Source organism: Pseudomonas sp. 11/12A, assembly GCF_000800055.1.
Taxonomy (GTDB): domain Bacteria; phylum Pseudomonadota; class Gammaproteobacteria; order Pseudomonadales; family Pseudomonadaceae; genus Aquipseudomonas; species Aquipseudomonas mohnii.
In genome coordinates this window covers 5,184,355-5,207,284 of record NZ_JUGV01000001.1, presented here as the reverse complement: position 1 = coordinate 5,207,284, position 22,930 = coordinate 5,184,355, and the positions used below count along the sequence as shown (strand labels likewise).

Sequence of the window (22,930 nt, the reverse complement as noted above, 5' to 3'; positions counted from 1 at the left end):
TGTGTCTGCCGCCGATCAATGTGGGAGCGAGCCTGCTCGCGATGCTTTTGGCGATTTAGCGGCTGGCGAGCAACGCCTGGCCGCGAACCACGGCTGCCTTCACCTGCGCCGGTGCTGTGCCGCCGATGTGATTACGGGCGTTGACCGAGCCTTCCAGGGTCAGTACGGCGAATACGTCCTGATCGATCTGGTCGCTGAACTTGCGCAGTTCTTCCAGGCTCATTTCCGCCAGGTCCTTGCCGCTTTCCACGCCGTATTTCACCGCATGGCCAACGATTTCATGGCAGTCACGGAACGGCAGGCCACGACGTACCAGGTAATCGGCCAGGTCGGTGGCGGTGGAGAAACCACGCAATGCCGCTTCGCGCATCATCGCGTGCTTGGGTTTGATCGCCGGAATCATGTCGGCGAAAGCCCGCAGCGAGTCGCGCAGGGTGTCGGCGGCGTCGAACAGCGGTTCCTTGTCTTCCTGGTTGTCCTTGTTGTAGGCCAGGGGCTGGCCCTTCATCAAGGTCAGCAGGCCCATCAATGCACCGAAGACGCGGCCGCTCTTGCCACGCACCAGTTCCGGCACGTCCGGGTTTTTCTTTTGCGGCATGATCGAACTGCCGGTGCAGAAACGGTCTGGCAGATCGATGAACTGGAATTGTGCACTGGTCCACAGCACCAGTTCTTCGGAGAAGCGCGACAGGTGCATCATCGCGATGCTGGCGGCCGAGCAGAATTCGATAGCGAAGTCACGATCGGACACGTTGTCCAGCGAGTTGCCGCCCACCGCGTCGAAACCCAGCAATTGGGCAGTGTATTCACGGTCGATCGGGTACGTCGTGCCGGCCAGCGCGGCGCTGCCCAACGGCATGCGGTTGGTACGCTTGCGGCAGTCGACCAGACGCTCGTAATCGCGGCTGAGCATTTCGAACCAGGCCAGCATGTGGTGCCCGAAGGTGACGGGCTGTGCGGTTTGCAGGTGGGTGAAGCCGGGCATGATGCTGCCCGCTTCGCGCTCGGCCTGTTCCAGCAAGCCTTTTTGCAGGCGGGTGATTTCGCCCAGAATCAGGTCGATTTCGTCACGCAGCCACAGGCGGATGTCGGTGGCAACCTGATCGTTACGGCTGCGTCCGGTGTGCAGCTTTTTGCCGGTCACGCCGATGCGGTCGGTCAGGCGCGCCTCGATGTTCATGTGCACGTCTTCGAGGTCGATGCGCCAGTCGAACTGGCCGGCCTCGATTTCACCCTGGATGGTCTTCAATCCATCGATGATGCTGTCGCGCTCGGCATCGGTGAGCACGCCGACCTTGGCCAGCATGGTGGCGTGGGCGATCGAGCCCATGATGTCGTGGCGATACAGGCGCTGGTCGAAGGTGACGGAGGCGGTGAAGCGGGCGACGAAGGCGTCGACGGGTTCACTGAAGCGGCCGCCCCAGGACTGATTGGTCTTGTCAGTGCTCATGAATTCGCTCGTATCGGCTGAAGAAAGATGGCGTTGAAAGCTGGCGCGGATAATAACAGGGTTGCCATTGCTGTCGCTGACACTGGTCGCCTGGTTTTTTTCATGGCCCGCGCTTGTCCGGGGCAAGTCTTGTGCGATTCACTCAACGATATTTTTCATTTGAGCTCTATCGTCTCGGCAACCGTCTACAGTTGGACAGTAGGGTTAGTGCACTTCTCGGTGCGCAAGTGGACTATATGAAGAAGGGGTGTTCAGATTGCGTATCGGCAAACCCTGTGGCGCTGTGTCGCCAATGCGAGCCTGGGCCGCCAATTGCCCGGCGGATGAAAATTTAGCCGTCGGTCTCGCGGCACTTTTTGACGCTCGCGCTAGTCTTAGCGTGGATCGCGGTGACGGACGTCACTTACCCTGTCTACGCTATCCTTGTGCGAGACTCACGCAGGAATCCAGCGCAATATGAATGTCCTGATCGTTGATGACGACCCCCTAGCCCGCGAGCGCCTGAGCCGAATGGTTGGCGAACTCGAGGGATACAGTGTCCTGGAGCCCAGCGCCACGAACGGCGAAGAGGCGTTGGCACTGATCGACAGCCACAAGCCGGATATCGTGCTGCTCGATATCCGCATGCCAGGCCTTGATGGCCTGCAAGTGGCCGCGCGATTGTGCGAACGCGAAACCCCGCCCGCCGTGGTGTTTTGCACAGGGCCCGATGAATTTGCCGTGGAAGCCTTACAGGCCAGCGCCGTAGGCTATCTGGTGAAACCTGTGCGAACCGAACATTTACATGACGCCTTAAAGAAAGCCGAGCGACCCAATCGTGTTCAACTCGCGGCCCTGACCCGCCCGGCCGCCGAAAGTGGCAATGGTCCACGTAGCCACATCAGCGCCCGAACCCGAAAGGGGATCGAGCTGATCCCGCTGAATCAGGTGGTCTACTTCATTGCCGATCACAAGTACGTGACCTTGCGCCACGAGAGCGGCGAAGTGCTGTTGGATGAACCGCTCAAGGCCCTCGAGGACGAGTTCGGTGACCGCTTTGTGCGGATCCACCGTAACGCACTGGTCGCTCGCGATCGCATCGAACGGCTGCAACGAACGCCACTCGGGCATTTCCAGCTGTTCCTCAAAGGCCTGAACGGTGACGCTTTGATCGTCAGTCGGCGCCACGTGGCGGGCGTGCGGAAGATGATGCAACAGCTTTAATTCGCTGGTTGCAGGCGAATTTCCACACCCGATTGCCGGACATCCGGGGCCAGGGAGGCCGAGTAGTTTCTGATACAAGTCAAAGTGGATTTGGCTGAGCTGTTATTATCCGCCGTATCTTTTCAGTACGGATTGATCCATGTCCTCTCGCCAGATCCGCATCGCCACCCGCAAAAGTGCTCTCGCCCTGTGGCAGGCCGAATATGTCAAAGCCCGTCTGGAAGAGGCCCATCCCGGTCTGCTCGTGACGTTGGTCCCCATGGTCAGCCGTGGTGACAAGCTGCTTGATTCGCCACTGTCGAAAATCGGCGGCAAGGGCCTGTTCGTCAAGGAGCTGGAAACCGCGTTGCTGGAAAACGAAGCCGACATCGCCGTGCACTCCATGAAAGACGTGCCGATGGACTTCCCCGAAGGTCTCGGCCTGTTCTGTATCTGCGAGCGTGAAGACCCGCGCGATGCATTCGTCTCCAATACCTATGCCAGCCTGGACGAGTTGCCTGAAGGCAGTATCGTCGGCACGTCGAGCCTGCGCCGTCAGGCCCAATTGCTGACCCGTCGACCTGATCTGGAAATCCGCTTCCTGCGTGGCAACGTCAACACTCGCCTGGCCAAGCTTGATGCCGGTGAATACGACGCCATCATCCTTGCATCCGCCGGTTTGATTCGCTTGGGCTTTGAAGATCGCATTACGTCGGCCATCAGTGTCGACGACAGTCTGCCTGCTGGCGGACAGGGCGCCGTGGGCATCGAATGCCGCAGTGCAGACAGTGAAATTCACGCATTGCTGGCGCCGCTGCATCACCAGGACACCGCCACCCGCGTCACCGCCGAACGTTCCCTCAACAAACACCTCAATGGTGGCTGCCAGGTGCCGATTGCCTGCTACGCCGTGCTTGAAGGCGAGCAGATCTGGTTGCGTGGCCTGGTGGGCGATCCGAATGGCGGTCTGCTGCTCAGTGCTGAAGCCCGCGCGCCGCGAGGCGAGGCCGAGGCCCTGGGTGTGCAAGTGGCCGAAGACCTGTTGAGTCAGGGCGCCAACGAGATTCTCAAAGCGGTCTATGGCGAGGCAGGTCACGAGTGACGGGCTGGCGCCTGCTGTTGACGCGTCCGGCGGATGAGTCGGCGGCGCTGAGCAGTCTCCTGGCCGATCAGGGGATTTTCAGCAGCAGCTTGCCGCTTTTGGACATAGCGCCGATCCCCGCCTCTGACACAATGCGCCAGGTGATCCAGGAACTGGATCGCTACAGCGCTGTGATCGTGGTCAGCAAGCCCGCTGCTCGAATCGGCATCGAGTTGATCGACCGGTTTTGCTCGCCCTTGCCGCGCGTGAAATGGTTCAGCGTCGGCGCGGCGACGGCACAGATTCTTGCCGATCGTGGCCTGGATGTGAGCTGCCCGGCGCAGGGCGATGACAGTGAAGCCTTGCTTGAACTTGAGGCATTGCGCGAGGCTATCGCCGGGCCTGAACCGCGCGTGCTGATCATGCGCGGGGAGGGTGGTCGCGAGTTACTGGCAGAGCGCCTGCGCGAGCGAGGTGCTAGTGTCGAGTATCTGGAACTGTACCGTCGCGAACTGCCGCACTACCTGCCGGCCACGTTGCCACGGCAGATCGAAGCGGAACGCCTGAACGGGCTGGTGGTCAGCAGTGGACAGGGTTTTGAGCACCTGCATCAATTGGCTGGCGATGCCTGGCCACGGTTGGCGCGGTTGCCGTTGTTTGTACCAAGCCCCAGGGTTGCCGAGCTGGCACATGCCGCCGGGGCCCTGGCAGTTGTGGATTGTCGCGGCGCCAGTGCCGCGGCTTTGCTGACGGCGTTACGGGAGCACCCCGTGCCCGTTCTCTAATGCAAAGGATGGATACGTGAGCGAAACAGCCTTGCCTAAAGATGACGTCCGGCCAGTGCTCGATGCACCGGTTGAAACACCACCACCTGCGGCAGAGCAGCGCCGAGGCAATGGGCTGGCGATTGTCGCGCTGTTGTTGGGCGCTGCCGGTATCGCAGTGGGTGGTTGGGGAGTCTGGCAGGTGCGTCACCTGCAATCGACTAACCAACAACAGCTGAGTCAGGTGCAGGCGTTGAGTGATGAGGCGCAAAGCCTGAAGCTCAATGAACAGCGCCTGAGCGCGCGCCTGGAACAAATGCCAGGCGCCGATGTGCTGGAGGAGCGCAGTCGCCTGGTGATTCAGCTGCAGGGTGATCAGCAGCGCCTGAACCAGCGTCTGGAAACCGTTCTCGGTGCCAGCCGCAAGGATTGGCGCCTGGCCGAGGCCGAACACTTGCTGCGTCTGGCCAGTTTGCGATTGTCTGCCTTGCAGGACATCAGCAGCGCCCAGGCCCTGGTGCAGGGCGCCGATGAAATTCTGCGCGAACAAAATGATCCCGGAGCCTTCGCCGCCCGCGAGCAAGTGGCCAAAACCCTGGTGGCTTTGCGCAGCACCGAGCAACCGGATCGCACGGGGTTGTTCTTGCGGCTGGGGGCTTTGCGTGAGCAGGTGATCGGCCTGACCGAACTGGCGCCCGAGTACAAGGATCGTGGCGAATCGTTGCTGGGCCTGACCGCCGATGGCGACGGCGCCAGCCGTTGGGCCCAGTGGTGGGATCAGATTTCTCGCTACATCCGCATCGATTTCAACGCCGATAAAAACGTCCGCCCGCTACTGGCCGGGCAGAGCCTGAGCCAGGTGCGACTGGCCCTGAGCCTGACGCTCGAGCAAGCGCAATGGGCCGCACTCAATGGTCAGGCTGCGGTTTACAGCCAGGCACTGGACGAAGCGCGCGATGTGCTCAAGGGCAACTTCAACCCGGACAATCCGCAGAGCAAAGTGATGCTTGAGCAGGTGGCCGAGTTGAGCAAGCAGCCCGTCACCGTGGTCACCCCGGACCTGACCGGCACACTGAGTGCGGTTCAGGCTTATCTGGAACGACGTAACGTGAACGCCGAAGACTCGGTCAAGCCAATGGCCAAACCTGCCGCGAACACCGCGCAGGAGGCCACACCATGAAGCGCCTGTATGTGATCGTGTTTCTGGTCATCGCTGCCACGGCGGCGCTAGGCTTGGCGATTGCCGAGCACTCGGGCTACGTGCTGATCGCTTACAAGACGTTCAGATACGAATCGAGCCTCTGGGCAACGCTGGCTTTGGTGGCCGTCCTTTGGCTACTGTTCTGGGGCATCAAGGCGTTGATCGAGTTGGTAACGACTTCCAGTGGCGTGGTCAACCCGTGGTCACGGCGCAATCGCAGTCGTCGGGTGCAGGTCGCCATCGAGCATGGTCAACTGGATCTGGCGGAAGGTCGCTGGGCCAGCGCGCAGCGTCATCTGGCCCGGGCGGCGGAAGCCGAGCGCCAGCCGCTGCTGTACTACCTCGGCGCTGCCCGAGCCGCGAACGAACAAGGTCATTACGAGGAAAGCGACAACCTGCTGGAGCGTGCGTTGGAGCGTCAGCCCCAGGCCGAGCTGGCAATCGCCTTGAGCCACGCACAATTACAGACCGATCGCGGCGACACCGAAGGCGCCCTCGCGACCCTGCAAGCGATGCACGAGCGCCACCCTCATAACGTGCAGACCCTGCGCCAGTTGCAGCGCTTGTATCAGCAGCGAGGCGATTGGTCGGCCCTGATTCGTCTGCTGCCGGAGTTGCGCAAGGACAAGGTCCTGCCAGCCGCTGAGTTGGCCGAACTTGAGCGTCGCGCCTGGGGCAAGAACCTGTCTCTGGCGGCGCATCAGGAAGCAGACGGAACCGTCGGCTTGCAAACGCTCAACCGCGCCTGGCAGCAGTTGAATTCGGCCCAGCGTCAAGAGCCGCAACTGGTGCTGGCCTATGCCGAGCAATTGCGCCAGCTGGGTGCTCAGGTCGAAGCTGAAGAGGTGCTGCGCACGGCACTCAAGCGCAGCTTTGACAGTCACCTGGCTCGGCTCTACGGATTGGTTCGCGGTGGTGATCCGGCGCGTCAACTGCAATTCGCCGAGGGCTTGCTCAAGGATCAACCGGCCGACCCGAGCCTATTGCTGACCCTGGGTCGCCTGTGCCTGCAAAGCAGCCTGTGGGGCAAGGCGCGGGATTATCTGGAAAGCAGTCTGCGCGTGCAGCGCAACCCGGAAGCCTGCGCCGAACTGGCTCGGCTGCTGGCGCAGATGGGTGATACCGAGCGCAGTAATCAACTGTTCCAGGAAGGTCTGGGCTTGCTGGATGAGCGTTTGTTGGCAGCACCGCTGCCGTTGCCGGCTCACGCTTGACCGTGAGTGAAGGGTCGCCCGAAGGGCGATCCGATGGCGAAAACTTTGTCGGAATTTTACTTTCGTGATGCGTCTTCAGCAGAATCCTACAAGGGGCTACACCTGATCCTCTGGCCTCTGTCGGGAATTCCCTACACTTGCGCTGAAGTGTCCCTGCCGACCTGTCTTGAAAGGCCGTTGCGCTTTCCTCTACCGTAGCTGTCGGTCCTTACTGTTACGGAAAAGCCATGCCTCTGGCCTGCTCACGCTCCCTGTTTTTCCTGGTTTTCATTGCGGGCGCCCTGGTTCTGGGTGTGTCGTACTATCTGGAGTATGCAGTCGGCCTCCAACCTTGTGGTTTGTGCCTGTTGCAACGAGGTTGCCTGGCACTGCTGACGGGTGTCTGTCTGATGGCTTCGGTGCAGGGACCCGGTCGCTTCGGGACTGTCCTGTATTGGCTGTTCGGTGTGCTTTTCAGCCTGGCCGGAACGGTCATCGCGTGGCGGCAGGTGTTGCTGCAAAGCGATCCGGCAAATCAGTTGTCGACTTGCGCGCCCAATCTGAGTGATCTGTTCGCCGGTTCGCCCTGGATGTGCGTCGTGCGGCAGATGTTCAAAGGCACCATCGACTGCGCTCAGATCTCCTGGACCCTGTTTGACTTGAGCATCCCGGAGTGGAGCCTGCTGTTCTTTATCTCGATGATGACCCTGGGGATTTATCAGCTGTTGCGTCAAGCCTGGGTCGCCTTGCGGCGACCACTTAGCGGCGAGTCGTCGCACCGGGCGCTTGTAGGTGATTAAACACTTGTATGAACTTTATCGGCTGCGTACCTTGAAGCCACAGACGTGCGGGCATAATCTGGCCGGCACGTGTCATTGGAATTATGTTGCTCGATGACGCTCTGCCTGGCCGATTCTTGACCTTCAAGAGTATGACGGGTGTAGGGCAGCATGACCCACAAGGGAAGAGAGATCGCCATGCTCGAAAGTTGTCAGAATGCTCAAGAACGTTGGGGTGGAGTACATCTGCTGATCGATCGTTGGTTGCAGGAACGTCACGAACTGGTTCATGCCTATGACACTCTCGGTGCCAAGCCAGAGGCTCTGGGTGAAAACCGCAAACCTTTGCAGGAATTCTGTGGTGTCCTGGTTGATTACGTGTCCGCCGGGCATTTCGAAATCTACGAACAGCTGACCGGTGAAGCCAAGGCTTTCAATGACAAGCGTGGTCTGGAGTTGGCAGAAACCCTCTACCCGCGCATCGACGTCATCACCGAAAAACTGCTCGCGTTCAATGACCTGTGCGATGCAGGCAAGTGCGTGGCAGAGAAATTCAAGGAACTGGGTGGTCTGTTGCACGAGCGCTTCGAGCTGGAGGATTGCCTGATCGAGGTTCTGCACACCGCTCACAAGGCAGAAGATTCGGTTCAGGCCTGAATTCACTCTTCGCAATACTGAAAACGGTGCGCCTTGCGCACCGTTTTTCGTTTCCGCCATTCAGCCAGTGGCGCCGCGCAATTCGACTTCGAACACCAGCGGTGTAAACGGCGCGATCAAGTCTCCGGCACCATCGGCGCCATAGGCTTGCGCCGATGGAATCACCAGGCGCCATTTCGCGCCGACCGGCATTTGCTGCAGTGCGCTGCGCCATCCGCTGATCACGCTATCGAGACTGAACCATTGCGGCTGACTGTTCTGGTCGAACACCGTGCCGTCGGGAAGGCGACCGACATACAGCACCTGGACCTTGCCGTTTGGCCCGGCCTTGGCACCCGTACCAGGCGCCAGTTCTGTCAGCAGTATTCCATCCGCCAGTTCACGAACACCGGGCCTGGCTTTTTCATCGGCGAGAAAACGCTGTTCTTTTTGCAGCGCCAATTCGCTTTGCGGCTCAGGTGTTTGCATGGCGACGCGGGCTTCGTGCTCGTTGAGGATCTGTTCGATCTGCTCGTCTTTCAACGCCAGTGGCTTGCCTTGATAGGCTTGCTGCAAACCTTCGACGAGCGCCTGAAGTTGAAGATCGGGAACCTCCTGGCGCAGGCGTTCACCGAGGCTCGCACCCAGGCTGTAAGCGAGGTCGTGAGCGTCATTTTCCGGCGTTTTTTCTGCAGCGTGGGCCGCGGAAAAAATCACGCACAGCGATAAAAAAAAGTAGCGCGACATGGGCACTCTCCAGCCTGAGATGCGGGCGATTATGCCAGTGAGAATGCGTTCAACGGTGAACTGCTTTTACACAAGCGCAGAACATTTTCGATTCGTTGCAACGCAACGCTTTGGATACTGTCAAGATGCCCTAGCGGCGGTAGCAGCAGAGGTCTAGTATGAGCCGCACCCACGTCAGCCAGGAGGTAAACCATGTCGGCCACCAAGAAGCCTGTAAATACCCCGTTGCACTTACTTCAACAACTCTCGGGCAGCTTGCTCGAGCACTTAGAAACCGCTTGTTCCGAAGCGCTGGCTGATGCTGAAAAACTGCTCGCCAAGCTGGAAAAGCAGCGCGGAAAAGCGCAGGAAAAATTGCACAAATCCCGCACCAAGTTGCAGGACGCTGCATCGGCCGGCAAGGCCAAGGCTCAAGCCAAAGCCAAGGATGCAGTGAAGGAACTCGAGGAGCTGCTGGATGCCCTCAAGGATCGTCAGTCGGACACTCGCGGCTATATCCTGCAGCTCAAGCGCGACGCTCAAGAAAGCCTGAAACTGGCCCAGGGCGTTGGTCGCGTTCAAGAGGCTGTCGGCAAGGCATTGTCCCTGCGTGCGGCCAAGCCTGCTGCGGCCCCTGCGAAGAAAACCGCTGCCAAACCGGTTGCTGCAAAAGCACCGGCCAAGCCTGCCGCCAAACCGGTTGCCAAGGCACCGGTGAAAGCCGCAGCCAAGCCCGCTGCAAAACCTGCGGCGAAAAAACCTGTCGCGGCCAGCGCTGCGAAACCGGCGGCTAAAACGACGGCTGCGAAACCGGCCGCTGCCAAACCGGTTGCTGCAAAAACAGCCGCTGCCAAACCGGCCGTAGCGAAAACCGCTGCTGCGAAACCAGCGGCCAAACCGGCAGCAAAAACGACCGCTAAACCTGCGGCCAAACCAGCCGCCAAAACTGCAGCGGCCAAGCCTGCTGCCAAGCCGGCCGCCGCTAAAACCGCGGCCAAGCCAGCGGCTAAACCTGCTGCAAAAACGACGGCTAAACCAGCCGCCAAACCTGCTGCGGCGAAACCTGCCGCTGCTGCCAAGCCAGTCGCAGCCAAGCCTGCTGCAAAACCTGCGGCCAAACCCGCTGCTAAACCCGCCGTGAAAAAACCGGTTGCCGCCAAGCCGGCCACCGCGCCAGTTGCCAAGCCAGCCGTCCCGGCTGCGGCGGCAGCACCTGCTTCGGTCGCCACCCCCTCGACAGCCGTGTCTGCTCCAACGCCGGCCGCTGTTCCGAGCGCAGCCACCACCAACCCAACCAGCGCTTCCTAAGTGCCGGATACCGCGACGCGCAGCTGACGCAGTGCGTCGCGGTCCAGGTGAGCGGCGCCTGCCGCTACACCTTCCAGCCAGGCCGAGAGATCGGTCCCTTTCTCTTGTGGCCAACCTTGGGCCGATCGCTCCAGTCGTAGCAACAGATGTCGCTCGGCTTCCAGCTCCAGGGTCTTCACCTGTTCGCGCAGCCCATGCAGGTCGGCGTCCAGCATGGCGATGGTTTTCCATTGCGTGCGCAATGCCCGTAGCGGTTGCACCACATCGTTGTCCCACGGCTCAGCCACACTGCGAAGTTGCTGCAGGCGCTGCTCATTGCAGGCCACTCCCCGCTGTCCCAGCCATGCCGCACACAGCAGCAGGCACACGTTGACGCCCGCCGACTGCAATTGCAGGCACGCCTGTTCAACGCCCGGGCGGGCATAAGTGCTCAAGGAAAAGCTCCACAGGTCAGAGGACATAGTGCTACTCGCGCCAGTTGCGAGCGAAGCTGGTAGACTCCGCCGCCATTATGATTCGACTTCAGAACCTGACTTTACAGCGTGGCCCGCAACGTCTGCTAGAAGACGCCGAGTTGACGCTGCACGCCGGCCAGAAAGCCGGCCTTATCGGTGCCAACGGCGCCGGCAAATCGAGCCTGTTCGCCTTGCTTCGGGGTGAACTGCACCCGGATTCGGGTGACTGCTTCCTGCCGGCCGACTGGCGTATCGCCCACATGCGCCAGGAGGTCGACACCCTCGAACGCCTGGCGGTCGACTACGTGCTCGATGGCGACCTGCGCCTGCGCCAGGTGCAACGCGACCTGGCGGCGGCCGAAGCGGCCCATGACGGTGCCGCTCAGGCCCGTCTGCACTCGGAACTCGACAGCGCCGACGGTTACACCGCCGATGCCCGTGCCCGCAAGCTGCTGGCGGGCCTTGGGTTCACCAATGACCAGATGGATCGTCAGGTCGGAGATTTCTCCGGTGGCTGGCGGATGCGTCTGAACCTGGCGCAGGCCTTGATGTGCCCCTCGGACCTGTTGCTGCTTGATGAACCGACCAACCACTTGGACCTCGATGCCATCATTTGGCTGGAAGAGTGGCTCAAAAGTTATCCCGGCACCTTGATGCTGATCTCCCACGACCGGGATTTCCTCGATGCCGTGGTCGATCACGTGGCTCACGTCGATCAGCGCAAGATCACGCTCTATCGCGGGGGCTACAGTGCCTTCGAACGCGCCCGCGCCGAACGCCTGGCCCAGCAACAACAGGCTTACGAGAAGCAGCAGGTGCAGCGTGCGCACATGGAAAGCTACATCGCCCGCTTCAAGGCCCAGGCCACCAAGGCCCGCCAGGCCCAGAGCCGGATCAAGGCATTGGAGCGGATGGAAGAGTTGACCGCGGCCCACGTCGACTCACCGTTCGACTTCGTGTTCCGCGAATCGCAGAAAATCTCCAGCCCGCTGATTGACCTGTCCGATGCCCGTCTGGGTTACGGCGAGAAAACCGTGCTGGAGAAGGTCAAGCTGCAATTGACCCCCGGCGCGCGGATCGGCCTGCTTGGTCCTAACGGCGCGGGCAAGTCGACCCTGATCAAGAACCTTGCGGGTGAACTCACGCCGCTGGCCGGTCGCTTGACCCGTGGCGAGAACACGGTTGTCGGCTACTTCGCCCAGCATCAGCTTGACTCCCTGGACTCCAAGGCCAGCCCGCTGTTGCACTTGCAGCGCCTGGCACCGACCGAGCGCGAGCAGACACTGCGTGACTTCCTCGGTGGCTTCGACTTCCGGGGCGCTCGGATCGATGAGCCCGTGCTGAATTTCTCCGGTGGCGAGAAGGCGCGTCTGGCGTTGGCGCTGATCGCCTGGGACCGGCCGAACCTGTTGCTGCTCGACGAACCGACCAACCACCTGGACCTGGAAATGCGCCTGGCGTTGACCATGGCCCTGCAGGAATTCAGTGGCGCGGTGCTGGTGGTCTCCCACGATCGTCATTTGCTCAAAAGCACCACCGACAATTTCTATCTGGTAGCCGATGGCAAGGTCGAAGAATTCGACGGCGACCTGGAGGACTACACCCGCTGGCTGGTGGAGTACCGCCAGCGAAATGCCCCGGTCAGCACCGCGCCGGTCAACCCGGACAAGACCGACAAGAAAGCCCAGCGTCAGGCCGCAGCTGCCTTGCGTCAGCAACTGGCACCGCACAAGCGCGAGGCTGACAAGCTCGAAGCCGAGTTGGGCAAGCTTCACGAGAAACTGGCGAAGATCGATGCCAGCCTCGGCGACAGCGACATCTACGAACCGGCGCGCAAGAACGAATTGCGTGATCTGCTGGCCGAACAGGCCAAGCTGAAGGTCCGTGAGGCGGAGCTGGAAGAGGCCTGGATGGAAGCGTTGGAGCTGTTGGAAAGCATGCAGGCGGAGCTGGAGGCGCTGTCCTGATGGACGCCTTCAAGCTGCCGTTGCCAGCGGTGTGGGTCGAGCCGATCTGGCTCGGCGTGCAAATCCTGCTGATCCTGCTGGCCGGCTACCTCGCCCAGCGCTTCGTTGCCAAGGGCCTGACCCGTCTCGGTGAACGCTACCCGTTTCCGCCACAGTTGCTGATGCCCCTGCGCGGAGGCCTGCGTTGGCTGATCATGGGCAGCGCCCTGATTTTCGTGCTGGAGCGCCTCGGGGTTTCGGCCACGGTGCTCTGGACGGCGCTGTCGGGTTTTGTCGCGGTCGCTGCAGTCGCGTTTTTCGCCATGTGGAGCGTGCTCTCCAACTTGCTCTGCGCGATTCTGATCTTCACAGTCGGCCCGTTTCGGCTGGGCGATGTGGTCGAGTTGGTGGATACCACCGACAAGCCCGGCGTCAAAGGTCGGGTCGTAGCGATCAATTTGCTTTACACCACGTTGGTCGAAGCCGAAGAGCTCGGAACCGGTAGCGCCATGGTGCAAGTGCCGAACAGTTTGTTCTTTCAGCGCTCGGTTCGACGCTGGCGCGGCAGTGATGTCTTTCCTTCAAGCGGTTTCGAAAAGTAGCCGGCACGCCGGCCACGCGGGTCGGTGGTCGTCATGTCCTACAAAAAATCGGTAGTCATCGGCCCAAAGCCGCATTAGCTTAGACGTCTGTCACGAGTCTGAGTCGAGGTGTGCGATGGAGCTTCAAACATGGCTGGCTTTTTTTGCCGCCTGCTGGGTGATCAGTCTTTCTCCGGGGGCTGGCGCCATTGCGTCGATGTCCAGCGGTCTGCAATACGGTTTCTGGCGTGGGTACTGGAATGCGCTAGGCCTGCAATTGGGGCTGGCGCTGCAGATTGCGATTGTCGGCGCCGGTGTGGGCGCGATTCTTACGGCATCGGCGACCGCGTTCTACGCAATCAAATGGTTCGGTGTGGCCTATCTGGTTTATCTCGCCATCAAGCAATGGCGCGCGTTGCCCAGCGACATGAGCGATAACGCCGCCGTGCGCCCGATTGGCAAACCGCTGGTGCTGATATTCCGTGGTTTCCTGGTCAACATCAGCAACCCCAAGGCGCTGGTGTTCATGCTGGCGGTGTTGCCACAATTCATCGATCCCCACGCGCCGCTGCTGGCTCAGTACCTGATCATTGGTGTGACCATGATCTGCGTCGACCTGATCGTCATGGCCGGTTACACCGGGTTGGCGTCCAGGGTGCTGCGCCTGTTGCGCACGCCCAAGCAGCAAAAACGCATGAACCGCACCTTTGCCGGGCTGTTCATTGGTGCCGCTGCCTTCATGGCGACTCTGCGCAAAGCCGCCGTTTAAACCCACGCTGACAAAAAAGGCGACCTTTTCAGGTCGCCTTTTTTATTGTCGCAAGGGCGGGATCAGCGCATCCGATGGGCTTGGCGCCCCTTGCCGAGAGGGTGGCAGGCGGTCGATACGGGCGCTGGCCCCTTGTTTCGCTCTGACGCCAGCAGAGCAGACAAAGCTTGAGCGAAAGTCATTGAGAGTGAACAATATATTACTTCGTGTTTCCAATTGAGATTCATTCATGATTGCCCCGTCCCGTTTCCTGGCCTGGCTCTTCGTACCGTTGTTGGCCTTATGCAGCTCCAACCTGCTGGCCGACACGGTGGAAGGTGCGCCGCAAGCGCTGCACCTGCTCGACTACATCGGCGCGGATTACCCGGCAACGGTGCGGGCAGGCAAGGTCATTGACGAATCTGAATACCGCGAACAGCTCGAATTCACCGGGGTGTTGCAAGGGTTGGTCGCCGCCATGCCGGGCAAGCCGGAAAAAGCCGGGCTGGAGCAGGGCATCAGTGCGCTGCATGCGGCGATCACGGCGCGTCAGGACGGCGCGGAGGTCGCCCGTCAGGCCCGGCAACTGGGCGCGAAACTGGCTGTAGCCTACGAGGTCAGCCAGGCGCCGGTCATTACCCCCGACCCGACTCGCGGCGCGCCACTGTACGCCCAGCATTGTTCGGTGTGCCACGGTGATGCAGGCGCTGGCGATGGCCCTGCGGGTGTCGGCCTGACCCCGCCACCGGCCAATCTGCGCGATGCTGCGCGCCTGGATCAACTGAGCCTCTACGGGATCTACAGCACCCTGGGGCTCGGCGTCGAAGGCACCGACATGCCGGCCTTCGCCGATCAACTGGACGATCGCCAGCGTTGGGATCTGGCCACTTATATCGCCGGCTTCAGCGCCGATCCGGCGAGCGCCAGCGGCGACAAGACTTACAACATTGCCGATCTGGCCCGTCAGACGCCGGCTGAAGTACAGGCTGCCGACGGCCTGCAAGCGGCCGCTACCTTCCGGGCCCAGCGGGCGCAACCCCCGCAGGTCAAGCGCGGCCCGGCGCAGTTGCTTGATTACACCGCCGCCACGCTGGACAAGAGCATCGCGGCCTATCGCGCCGGCGAACACGATCAGGCCTATGACTTGTCGGTGGCGGCGTATCTGGAAGGTTTCGAGCTGGTCGAAAGCTCGCTGGATAACGTCGACGCCAACGTGCGCAAAGACACTGAGAAATCGCTGATGGCTTACCGTCAGTCGTTGCAGGATGGCTTGCCGGTCGAACAGGTCGAGCAGCGCCTGGAAGCCGCCAAGGCCAAGTTGAAAGTGTCCGCCGGCTTGTTGGGCGGCGATGGTTTGAGTTGGTCCCTGAGCTTCATTTCCGGCCTGTTGATTCTGCTGCGCGAAGGTCTGGAAGCCATTCTGGTACTGGCGGCGATCCTCGCCTTCTTGCGTAATACCGGCCAGCAGTCGGCGGTGCGCAGCGTCAACGTCGGTTGGGGCCTGGCGTTGCTGGCCGGTCTGGGGACATGGGCGCTGGCGGCGTATGTGATCGATGTCAGCGGCTCCCAGCGCGAACTGCTGGAAGGCGCGACGGCGCTGTTTGCCAGTGTCATGGTGCTGTGGCTCGGCGTGTGGATGCACGACCGTCGTCATGCCGCGGCCTGGCAGGATTACATCAAGAGCAGCCTGGTGGGCGGTGGCGGGCGATTCGGCTTTGCGATCCTGGCGTTTTTCTCGGTGTATCGCGAATTGTTCGAAGTGATCCTGTTCTACGAAACCCTGTGGCTGCAGGCCGGCCCGGCCGGTCACGACGCCGTGCTGGCCGGTGGGGCGACGGCGCTGGTGCTGTTGGTCGGCCTGGCATGGGTCATCCTGCGTGGTTCAGCGAAACTGCCGCTGGCGCTGTTCTTCAGCATCAACGCCGCTCTGCTGTGCGCGCTGTCAGTGGTGTTCGCCGGGCATGGCGTTAAGGCGCTGCAGGAAGCCGGGATTTTCGGTACACGGCCGGTCCCGTTCTTTGAATTCGACTGGCTAGGGATTCATGCCGATGCGTATTCGCTGAGTGCTCAGGCGGTGGCGATTGTTGCGATCACCGTGTTGTATGGTCGAAGCTGGCTGGCTGAGAAGCGCCGGGTAACTGTTTCTTAGAGCATTCGCTTCGCTCACATTCGCGAGCAGGCTCGCTCCCACAGGATTAGCGCTAACCTTGTGGGAGCGAGCCTGCTCGCGATGCTTTTCGGAAGAGGAAAAACTGATGCGTGTCTGGATCGATGCCGACGCTTGCCCTCGGGCGGCCAAGGACCTGGTGGTGAAGTTCGCCCTGAAGCGCCGGTTCGAAGTGGTGCTGGTGGCCGGGCAGCCGCAGATCAAGCCGGGCCTGACGCTGGTAAAGCTGATCGTGGTGCCGAGCGGTCCGGATGCGGCCGATGATTACCTGGTAGAACACGCCGTGCCTGGGGAGCTGGTGATCTGCAGCGATGTGCCGCTGGCCGACCGCCTGGTGAAGAAAGGCGTTTCGGCGCTGGACCCGCGAGGCAAGGAGTTCGATGCGCAGAACATGGGTGACCGGCTGGCAGTGCGTAACCTGTTCACCGATCTGCGAGAGCAGGGGCAGATGAGCGGCGGCCCGGCACCGTTTGGCGAGCGGGAAAAGCAGGCGTTTGCCAATGCGCTGGATCGGATATTGACCCGGTTATCACGCAACGCCTGAGTCGGACGAAAAACCCTGTGGGAGCAAGCTCGCTCCCACATTGAAAGGGTGTCAGGCCTCGTTTTCGTGGGTCAGCTCAAGTACGCGGTCGACCAGTTTGTTGATGCCGGAGGCCGCTTCGCTGATCGACTGCGCCAGCATGTACGCCGGGGTAGTCACCAGTTTGCGTGCCTTGTCTTCGACGATTTCGCTGACCGCGCAGTCTTTGTGGGTCGCGCCCATCTTGTTCAGGGCGGCAGCGGTGTCGGCGTCGTTGCCGATGGTGCAGATCACGCCCGGCCCGTAGATTTTCGCCGCCAGGGCCGGCGAGATGCAGATCAGACCGACCGGTTTGCCGGCCTCGGCAAAGGCTTCGGTCAGGGCCAGTACGTCCGGTTGCACGGTGCAGCCGGTGCCTTCGACGGCAAAGTTGGAGAGATTCTTGGCCGAACCGAAACCGCCGGGAACGATCAAGGCATCGAAGTCTTCGGCGTTGGCTTCGCGGATGTCCTTGACCTCGCCACGGGCGATGCGCGCCGACTCCACCAGCACGTTGCGCGACTCGGGCATTTCTTCGCCGGTCAGGTGGTTGATCACATGCAGCTGCGCGATGTCCGGGGCAAAGCACTGCACTTGCGCGCCACGCTGGTCCAGGCGCAGCAAGGTAATCACGCTTTCGTAGATCTCTGCGCCGTCGTACACGCCACAACCGGAAAGGATCACTGCAACTTTTTTGCTCATAAGCTTTTCTCCAGATTCATGGCGTTAAATGTCCACTAATTTGTCACTCGTTGCCATAGGGTTAAATCGCGGCTACACATAGGATCTGTCCCCAGGATTCCGATCAGGGCGCGTCATGGACTTCATTCTGTATGCGGTGCCATTTTTCTTTGTGCTGATTGCCGTCGAGCTGCTGGCCGACCGTTGGCGCGGGGTGAGCAACTATCGGGTGGCGGACGCGATCAACAGCATCAGCACCGGCGTGCTGTCGACCACCACCGGCCTGCTGACCAAGGGCGTGGGACTGGTCACCTATGCGTTTGCCCTCAAGCATCTGGCGCTGTTCGAGCTTTCGGCCGACAGCGTTTGGGTCTGGGTTTTCGCCTTCGTCCTTTACGACTTCTGCTACTACTGGCTGCATCGAATGGGCCATGAACGCAACATCCTCTGGGCCGCGCATTCGGTGCATCACCAGAGCGAGGACTACAACCTCTCCACCGCCCTGCGTCAGACCAGCACCGGGTTCCTGCTGAGCTGGATCTTCTACCTGCCCATGGCGGTGGTTGGCGTGCCGCTTTTGGTATTCGTCAGCGTCGCCGCGCTGAACCTGCTGTACCAGTTCTGGGTGCATACCCGGCACATTCCCAAGCTCGGCTGGTTCGAGTGGTTCTTTGTCACGCCGTCCAATCATCGGGCTCACCATGCACAGAACGCTCTCTACATGGATCGCAACTATGGCGGGGTGTTCATTATTTGGGACCGTCTGTTCGGCTCGTTCCAGGAGGAGGACGACAACGAACCGGTGATTTTCGGCGTGACCACGCCGCTGGCGAGCTGGAATCCGATCTGGGCGAACGTGCAGTTCTATGCGCAGTTGTGGGCGGATGCGCGGCGCGCCGAAAGCACCTGGGACAAATTGCGGATCTGGTTCATGCGCACCGGTTGGCGGCCGGCGGATGTGGCGGCCAAATACCCGATGAACAAACCGGACCTGAGCCAGTTCCGCAAATTCGAGGTGCCGCTGGACGGACGTCAGCAACTCTACGTCTTGCTGCAGTTCTGCGTGTACATCGCGTTGGGCAGCTACTTGATGAATCTGGAGCCGAGCCTGCCGACCGCTGCCCTGATCCTGGGCTGGAGTGCAGTGGCGTTGGGGCTGTTTGTGCTGGGGGTGGCCCTGGAGAATCGCCCGTGGGCGTTGAAGCTGGAGTTGTTGCGACTGGCGTCGAATGTGCCGCTGGTATGGCTGGCGCCACTGGTGGGGCTGTGGCCGGCCAGCGCGGTGGGCTGGGTCGGCCTGGCCAGTTACAGCCTGCTCAGCGGTATCGGTCTCTACTGCTGCAGAAACCGCTTCACTCGGTTGGCGTCTTAGCGTTTTCGATTTTGGCCTGCTCTGCCTTCAAGGCTTGCTCGTCGGCATAAATCTGCCGGGCCAGGCGGGCATTCTTGAAGCGTCGGCGCAGCCACAAGACCAGGCCCAGCACCAGCAGGGCGCCGAGGACCCATAGCTCGTACTTCTTGATGCTGCCGAGCATGCCTTCGAGCACCGCGCCGAAGTGATACGCGGCAGCGGCCAGTGCGGCCGCCCAGACCGCCGCGCCTATGCCGTTGAGCAGCAGGTATCGCCCCGGTGGATAGCCCGAAAGACCGATGGCCACGGGCATTACCGTGCGCAACCCATAGACGAAGCGGAAGCTCAGCACCCAAATGTCCGGGTGTTTGCGGATGTGTTCCAGCGCCCGGTCACCCATCAGTTGCCAGCGAGGTTTGCGCGCAAGCAACTTGCGGCCATGCTTTCGCCCCATGAAGTACCACAGCTGATCGCCGGCATAACTGCCGAAGAACGCCACGACCACCACCAGGTTGATATCCATGTATCCACGGAACGCGAGGAAGCCTGCGAGCACCAGAATGGTTTCGCCTTCGAAGAACGTGCCGAGAAACAAGGCAAAATAGCCAAAGTCATGCAGAAATTGTTGGAGCATTGTCTGGGTGCTGGCGAAATGAACGCGCAGCCTAACCCTTCGTACACATTCAGGAAAGTGTCGAAATGTGTCTCGACGTGAACATTTCCTACAAGGACAATGGAATGCGGCTACATGTCGCAGCGTGCACATAACTGTCACGCGATCGTCATAATGGCCGCTTATAACTGTCACGCTCGCACGCCAGCGGGCTCAGGAGTCTGCCGTGAGCTTTACCCCCGCCAACCGTTTGTTCCCTGCAACCCGCCTGCGCCGCAACCGCCGTGATGAATTTTCGCGTCGTCTGGTTCGTGAAAACGTGTTGACCGTCGATGATCTGATTCTGCCGGTATTTGTGCTGGACGGTGAAAACCGTCGCGAAGCGGTCGCCTCGATGCCGGGCGTCGAACGCCTGACCATCGATCTGTTGCTGGAAGAGGCGGCCAAATGGGTCGAGCTGGGGATTCCGGCGCTGGCGCTGTTCCCGGTAACGCCGCCGGAACTCAAGTCGCTGGACGCCGCCGAAGCCTGGAACCCCAACGGTATCGCCCAGCGTGCCACCCGCGCCTTGCGTGCGCAGTTTCCTGAGCTGGGCGTGATCACCGACGTCGCGCTGGACCCGTTCACCACCCATGGCCAGGACGGCATTCTCGACGAAGAAGGTTATGTACAGAACGACATCACCGTCGACGCACTGGTCAAGCAAGCCCTGTCCCATGCCGAAGCCGGCGCTCAGGTGGTGGCCCCGTCGGACATGATGGACGGCCGCATCCAGGCCATTCGCGAGGCTCTGGAACTGGCCGATCATGTCAATGTGCGGATCATGGCCTATTCGGCGAAGTACGCCAGTGCCTATTACGGACCGTTCCGCGATGCCGTCGGGTCGGCGCTGAACCTGGGCAAGGCCAACAAAGCCTCCTATCAGATGGACCCGGCCAACAGCAACGAAGCCCTGCACGAAGTGGCGGCTGACTTGTCAGAAGGCGCAGACATGGTCATGGTCAAGCCTGGCATGCCCTATCTGGACATCCTCTGCCGGGTCAAGGAAGAATTCAAAGTGCCGACTTTTGTTTATCAAGTCAGCGGCGAGTACGCCATGCACATGGCAGCGATCCAGAATGGCTGGTTGAGCGAAGGGGTGATCCTCGAATCCCTGACCGCCTTTAAACGTGCCGGCGCTGATGGCATCCTGACGTACTTTGCCGTTCGCGCAGCTCAATTGTTACGAGAGCAAAAATAGCCCTCCCAGGAACATGTGATGAATACCGAAGGACTGACTGAAGTTGCCGTAAAAGACGCTCAACCCGTGGTGGAGCAAATCGCCGAAACCCCGCCGGAATTGGAGCCTGCTCCGCCTGTGGTGGTCGCCGAAACCGTTGTGGCAGCGCCAGCGATTGTCATTCCAGGCCTGGATGACAGCAGCCTGTACATCCACCGCGAGCTGTCGCAACTGCAATTCAACATCCGCGTGCTGGAACAGGCGCTGGATGAGTCCTACCCGTTGCTGGAGCGGTTGAAGTTTCTGCTGATCTTCTCCAGCAACCTGGACGAGTTCTTCGAAATTCGCGTGGCCGGCCTGAAGAAGCAGATCACCTTCGCCCGTGAACAGGCCGGTGCCGACGGTCTGCAACCCCATCAGGCCCTGGCCCGCATCAGTGAGCTGGTGCACGGTCACGTTGACCGTCAGTACGCGATCCTCAACGACATTCTGTTGCCGGAACTGGAAAAGCATCAGGTCCGCTTCATTCGTCGCCGGCACTGGACGACCAAGCTCAAGACCTGGGTTCGCCGCTATTTCCGCGACGAGATCGCCCCGATCATCACCCCGATCGGCCTCGACCCGACGCACCCGTTCCCGTTACTGGTCAACAAGAGCCTGAACTTCATTGTCGAGCTCGAAGGCGTCGACGCCTTCGGTCGCGATTCCGGCCTGGCGATCATCCCGGCCCCGCGCCTGCTGCCACGGATCATCAAGGTGCCGGAAGAAGTCGGCGGCTCCGGCGACAACTATGTGTTCCTGTCGTCGATGATCCACGCTCACGCCGATGACCTGTTCCAGGGCATGAAGGTCAAGGGCTGCTATCAGTTCCGCCTGACCCGTAACGCCGACCTGGCGCTGGACTCCGAGGATGTCGAGGACTTGGCCCGTGCCCTGCGTGGCGAACTGTTCTCCCGTCGCTACGGTGATGCGGTGCGTCTGGAAGTGGCCGATACCTGCCCGAAACACCTGTCCGACTACCTGCTCAAGCAGTTCAACCTGAGCGAGACCGAGCTGTACCAGGTCAATGGCCCGGTGAACCTGACGCGACTGTTCAGCATCACCGGCCTGGACAGCCAGCGCGAGCTGCAATACCTGCCGTTCACGCCGCAGATCCCGAAACTGCTGCAGAACAGCGAAAACATCTTCAGCGTGATCAGCAAGCAGGACATCCTGTTGCTGCACCCATTCGAGTCGTTCACCCCGGTGGTCGACCTGCTGCGTCAGGCGGCAAAAGACCCGCACGTTCTGGCCGTACGGCAGACCCTGTACCGCTCTGGCGCCAACTCGGAAATCGTCGACGCGCTGGTGGATGCCGCGCGTAACGGCAAGGAAGTCACCGCCGTCATTGAATTGCGCGCGCGGTTCGACGAAGAGTCCAACCTGCAGCTGGCCAGCCGTCTGCAAGCGGCGGGGGCGGTGGTGATCTACGGCGTGGTCGGCTTCAAGACCCACGCCAAGATGATGCTGATCCTGCGTCGCGAGGCCGGTGAAATCGTGCGTTACGCACACTTGGGCACGGGTAACTACCACGCCGGTAACGCCCGCCTGTACACCGACTACAGCCTGCTGACCTCCGACGATGCCTTGTGTGAAGACGTCGGCAAGCTGTTCAGCCAGTTAATCGGTATGGGTAAGACGTTGCGCATGAAGAAGCTGCTGCATGCGCCGTTCACCCTGAAGAAGGGCATGCTCGACATGATTGCCCGCGAAACCCAGTTCGCCCTCGACGGCAAACCGGCGCACATCATCGCCAAGTTCAACTCGCTGACCGATCCGAAGATCATCCGCGCGTTGTACAAGGCCAGTCAGTCAGGCGTGCGCATCGATCTGGTGGTGCGTGGCATGTGCTGCCTGCGGCCGGGCATCGCCGGGGTTTCGCACAACATTCACGTGCGCTCGATCATCGGCCGTTTCCTGGAACACACGCGGGTCTTCTATTTCCTCAACGGCGGTGAAGAGCAAATGTTCCTCTCCAGTGCCGACTGGATGGAGCGCAACCTCGACAAGCGCGTCGAGACTTGCTTCCCGGTAGAAGGCAAGAAGCTGATCATGCGGGTCAAGAAAGAGCTGGAGCTTTATCTCACCGATAACACCCACAGCTGGAGCCTGCAGTCGGACGGTCGTTACATCCGTAACACGCCAACCGGCAACCAGAACCCGCGCAGCGCCCAGGCGACGTTGCTGGAGCGTTTGGGCAGCCCGATCCTGGCCGTCCGTTAACGCGGATCAGGTGGACAAAAAAGGG

The 22,930-nt window shown here is 60.9% G+C and carries 21 protein-coding genes and 1 pseudogene; 17 read left to right on the top strand and 5 right to left on the bottom strand.

The annotated features are described in order from the left end of the window. Positions 1-55: 55 nt before the first annotated feature. Positions 56-1,450 carry an argininosuccinate lyase gene (gene argH, locus GQ39_RS24000; RefSeq protein ID WP_047534921.1) on the bottom strand — a complete coding sequence of 465 codons (1,395 nt, stop codon included), beginning with the start codon at positions 1,448-1,450 and terminating at the stop codon, positions 56-58. Between the two features lie 343 nt (positions 1,451-1,793). Here argH and GQ39_RS33860 point away from each other — a divergent pair. The 8 genes and pseudogenes from GQ39_RS33860 to GQ39_RS23965 all read left to right on the top strand — a co-directional run. Beyond that, positions 1,794-1,910: pseudogene (locus GQ39_RS33860) on the top strand (sensor histidine kinase); the annotation flags it as partial. Next, a complete protein-coding gene (locus tag GQ39_RS23995; protein WP_047534918.1) occupies positions 1,907-2,653 on the top strand; it encodes a LytR/AlgR family response regulator transcription factor in 747 nt (248 codons plus the stop codon). The pseudogene GQ39_RS33860 and the gene GQ39_RS23995, both read left to right, overlap by 4 nt. 139 nt (positions 2,654-2,792) lie before the next feature. Beyond that, entirely contained in the window at positions 2,793-3,734 is a 942-nt protein-coding gene (gene hemC, locus GQ39_RS23990; RefSeq protein WP_047534915.1) for a hydroxymethylbilane synthase, read from the top strand. Continuing rightward, entirely contained in the window at positions 3,731-4,498 is a 768-nt protein-coding gene (locus GQ39_RS23985; RefSeq protein WP_047534913.1) for a uroporphyrinogen-III synthase, read from the top strand. The genes hemC and GQ39_RS23985 overlap by 4 nt, the downstream gene beginning before the upstream one ends. A gap of 16 nt (positions 4,499-4,514) precedes the next feature. Further along, positions 4,515-5,657, top strand: a complete 1,143-nt coding sequence (locus GQ39_RS23980) for a uroporphyrinogen-III C-methyltransferase (protein WP_047534911.1) — start codon at positions 4,515-4,517, stop codon at positions 5,655-5,657. Further along, positions 5,654-6,892 (top strand): heme biosynthesis protein HemY, encoded by a 1,239-nt coding sequence (locus GQ39_RS23975; protein ID WP_047534908.1) that lies wholly within the window; start codon positions 5,654-5,656, stop codon positions 6,890-6,892. The genes GQ39_RS23980 and GQ39_RS23975 overlap by 4 nt, the downstream gene beginning before the upstream one ends. A gap of 227 nt (positions 6,893-7,119) precedes the next feature. Beyond that, entirely contained in the window at positions 7,120-7,671 is a 552-nt protein-coding gene (locus GQ39_RS23970) for a disulfide bond formation protein B (RefSeq protein ID WP_047534906.1), read from the top strand. A 177-nt stretch (positions 7,672-7,848) separates the two neighbouring features. Next, a complete protein-coding gene (locus tag GQ39_RS23965; protein WP_047534903.1) occupies positions 7,849-8,307 on the top strand; it encodes an Rsd/AlgQ family anti-sigma factor in 459 nt (152 codons plus the stop codon). A 60-nt stretch (positions 8,308-8,367) separates the two neighbouring features. Here the strand turns inward: GQ39_RS23965 and GQ39_RS23960 are convergent, their stop codons facing one another. After that, a complete protein-coding gene (locus GQ39_RS23960) occupies positions 8,368-9,033 on the bottom strand; it encodes an FKBP-type peptidyl-prolyl cis-trans isomerase (RefSeq protein WP_047534901.1) in 666 nt (221 codons plus the stop codon). Positions 9,034-9,225: 192 nt separating this feature from the next. Between GQ39_RS23960 and GQ39_RS23955 the strand changes: the two genes are divergently transcribed. Further along, positions 9,226-10,320 carry an AlgP family protein gene (locus tag GQ39_RS23955; protein WP_047534899.1) on the top strand — a complete coding sequence of 365 codons (1,095 nt, stop codon included), beginning with the start codon at positions 9,226-9,228 and terminating at the stop codon, positions 10,318-10,320. On the opposite strand, the gene GQ39_RS23950 is transcribed toward GQ39_RS23955, so the two are convergent. Beyond that, complete coding sequence (locus tag GQ39_RS23950; protein WP_047534897.1) at positions 10,317-10,781, bottom strand: TIGR02444 family protein; 465 nt, start codon at positions 10,779-10,781, stop codon at positions 10,317-10,319. The genes GQ39_RS23955 and GQ39_RS23950 overlap by 4 nt on opposite strands. A 50-nt stretch (positions 10,782-10,831) precedes the next feature. Here GQ39_RS23950 and GQ39_RS23945 point away from each other — a divergent pair, with 50 nt between their 5' ends. From GQ39_RS23945 to GQ39_RS23925, 5 genes are all read left to right on the top strand, one after another. Continuing rightward, positions 10,832-12,742, top strand: coding sequence for an ATP-binding cassette domain-containing protein (locus tag GQ39_RS23945; protein ID WP_047534894.1), 1,911 nt, complete (start codon positions 10,832-10,834; stop codon positions 12,740-12,742). Further along, a complete protein-coding gene (locus GQ39_RS23940) occupies positions 12,742-13,323 on the top strand; it encodes a mechanosensitive ion channel family protein (RefSeq protein WP_047534892.1) in 582 nt (193 codons plus the stop codon). Before GQ39_RS23945 ends, GQ39_RS23940 begins: the two co-directional genes overlap by 1 nt. Positions 13,324-13,438: 115 nt before the next feature. Continuing rightward, complete coding sequence (gene rhtB, locus GQ39_RS23935; protein WP_047534889.1) at positions 13,439-14,071, top strand: homoserine/homoserine lactone efflux protein; 633 nt, start codon at positions 13,439-13,441, stop codon at positions 14,069-14,071. Between the two features lie 229 nt (positions 14,072-14,300). Next, positions 14,301-16,199, top strand: a complete 1,899-nt coding sequence (locus GQ39_RS23930) for an FTR1 family protein (protein WP_047534887.1) — start codon at positions 14,301-14,303, stop codon at positions 16,197-16,199. A gap of 106 nt (positions 16,200-16,305) precedes the next feature. Further along, complete coding sequence (locus GQ39_RS23925) at positions 16,306-16,761, top strand: YaiI/YqxD family protein (RefSeq protein ID WP_047534885.1); 456 nt, start codon at positions 16,306-16,308, stop codon at positions 16,759-16,761. Positions 16,762-16,812: 51 nt separating this feature from the next. On the opposite strand, the gene elbB is transcribed toward GQ39_RS23925, so the two are convergent. Beyond that, the gene (gene elbB, locus GQ39_RS23920) at positions 16,813-17,481 is read right to left on the bottom strand and encodes an isoprenoid biosynthesis glyoxalase ElbB (protein WP_047534882.1); all 669 of its coding nucleotides are present in this window, start codon (positions 17,479-17,481) and stop codon (positions 16,813-16,815) included. Positions 17,482-17,596: 115 nt separating this feature from the next. Here elbB and GQ39_RS23915 point away from each other — a divergent pair, with 115 nt between their 5' ends. Continuing rightward, positions 17,597-18,832 carry a sterol desaturase family protein gene (locus GQ39_RS23915; protein WP_047534879.1) on the top strand — a complete coding sequence of 412 codons (1,236 nt, stop codon included), beginning with the start codon at positions 17,597-17,599 and terminating at the stop codon, positions 18,830-18,832. On the opposite strand, the gene GQ39_RS23910 is transcribed toward GQ39_RS23915, so the two are convergent. Continuing rightward, entirely contained in the window at positions 18,813-19,445 is a 633-nt protein-coding gene (locus GQ39_RS23910; protein WP_047534876.1) for a DedA family protein, read from the bottom strand. The two genes, GQ39_RS23915 and GQ39_RS23910, sit on opposite strands and share 20 nt — an antisense overlap. A gap of 205 nt (positions 19,446-19,650) precedes the next feature. Here GQ39_RS23910 and hemB point away from each other — a divergent pair, with 205 nt between their 5' ends. Both hemB and ppk1 read left to right on the top strand, forming a co-directional pair. After that, the gene (hemB, locus tag GQ39_RS23905) at positions 19,651-20,664 is read left to right on the top strand and encodes a porphobilinogen synthase (RefSeq protein WP_047534874.1); all 1,014 of its coding nucleotides are present in this window, start codon (positions 19,651-19,653) and stop codon (positions 20,662-20,664) included. An 18-nt stretch (positions 20,665-20,682) separates the two neighbouring features. Continuing rightward, positions 20,683-22,905 (top strand): polyphosphate kinase 1, encoded by a 2,223-nt coding sequence (gene ppk1, locus GQ39_RS23900; RefSeq protein ID WP_047534872.1) that lies wholly within the window; start codon positions 20,683-20,685, stop codon positions 22,903-22,905. Positions 22,906-22,930: the final 25 nt, after the last annotated feature.

What these genes read in the sequence shown, in the direction of transcription:
- argH (WP_047534921.1), bottom strand. Translation starts at nt 1,450, where the DNA reads ATGAGCACTGACAAGACCAATCAGTCCTGGGGCGGCCGCTTCAGTGAA.
- GQ39_RS23995 (WP_047534918.1), top strand. Translation starts at nt 1,907, where the DNA reads ATGAATGTCCTGATCGTTGATGACGACCCCCTAGCCCGCGAGCGCCTG.
- hemC (WP_047534915.1), top strand. Translation starts at nt 2,793, where the DNA reads ATGTCCTCTCGCCAGATCCGCATCGCCACCCGCAAAAGTGCTCTCGCC.
- GQ39_RS23975 (WP_047534908.1), top strand. Translation starts at nt 5,654, where the DNA reads ATGAAGCGCCTGTATGTGATCGTGTTTCTGGTCATCGCTGCCACGGCG.
- GQ39_RS23970 (WP_047534906.1), top strand. Translation starts at nt 7,120, where the DNA reads ATGCCTCTGGCCTGCTCACGCTCCCTGTTTTTCCTGGTTTTCATTGCG.
- GQ39_RS23965 (WP_047534903.1), top strand. Translation starts at nt 7,849, where the DNA reads ATGCTCGAAAGTTGTCAGAATGCTCAAGAACGTTGGGGTGGAGTACAT.
- GQ39_RS23960 (WP_047534901.1), bottom strand. Translation starts at nt 9,033, where the DNA reads ATGTCGCGCTACTTTTTTTTATCGCTGTGCGTGATTTTTTCCGCGGCC.
- GQ39_RS23955 (WP_047534899.1), top strand. Translation starts at nt 9,226, where the DNA reads ATGTCGGCCACCAAGAAGCCTGTAAATACCCCGTTGCACTTACTTCAA.
- GQ39_RS23950 (WP_047534897.1), bottom strand. Translation starts at nt 10,781, where the DNA reads ATGTCCTCTGACCTGTGGAGCTTTTCCTTGAGCACTTATGCCCGCCCG.
- GQ39_RS23945 (WP_047534894.1), top strand. Translation starts at nt 10,832, where the DNA reads ATGATTCGACTTCAGAACCTGACTTTACAGCGTGGCCCGCAACGTCTG.
- GQ39_RS23940 (WP_047534892.1), top strand. Translation starts at nt 12,742, where the DNA reads ATGGACGCCTTCAAGCTGCCGTTGCCAGCGGTGTGGGTCGAGCCGATC.
- rhtB (WP_047534889.1), top strand. Translation starts at nt 13,439, where the DNA reads ATGGAGCTTCAAACATGGCTGGCTTTTTTTGCCGCCTGCTGGGTGATC.
- GQ39_RS23930 (WP_047534887.1), top strand. Translation starts at nt 14,301, where the DNA reads ATGATTGCCCCGTCCCGTTTCCTGGCCTGGCTCTTCGTACCGTTGTTG.
- GQ39_RS23925 (WP_047534885.1), top strand. Translation starts at nt 16,306, where the DNA reads ATGCGTGTCTGGATCGATGCCGACGCTTGCCCTCGGGCGGCCAAGGAC.
- elbB (WP_047534882.1), bottom strand. Translation starts at nt 17,481, where the DNA reads ATGAGCAAAAAAGTTGCAGTGATCCTTTCCGGTTGTGGCGTGTACGAC.
- GQ39_RS23915 (WP_047534879.1), top strand. Translation starts at nt 17,597, where the DNA reads ATGGACTTCATTCTGTATGCGGTGCCATTTTTCTTTGTGCTGATTGCC.
- GQ39_RS23910 (WP_047534876.1), bottom strand. Translation starts at nt 19,445, where the DNA reads ATGCTCCAACAATTTCTGCATGACTTTGGCTATTTTGCCTTGTTTCTC.
- ppk1 (WP_047534872.1), top strand. Translation starts at nt 20,683, where the DNA reads ATGAATACCGAAGGACTGACTGAAGTTGCCGTAAAAGACGCTCAACCC.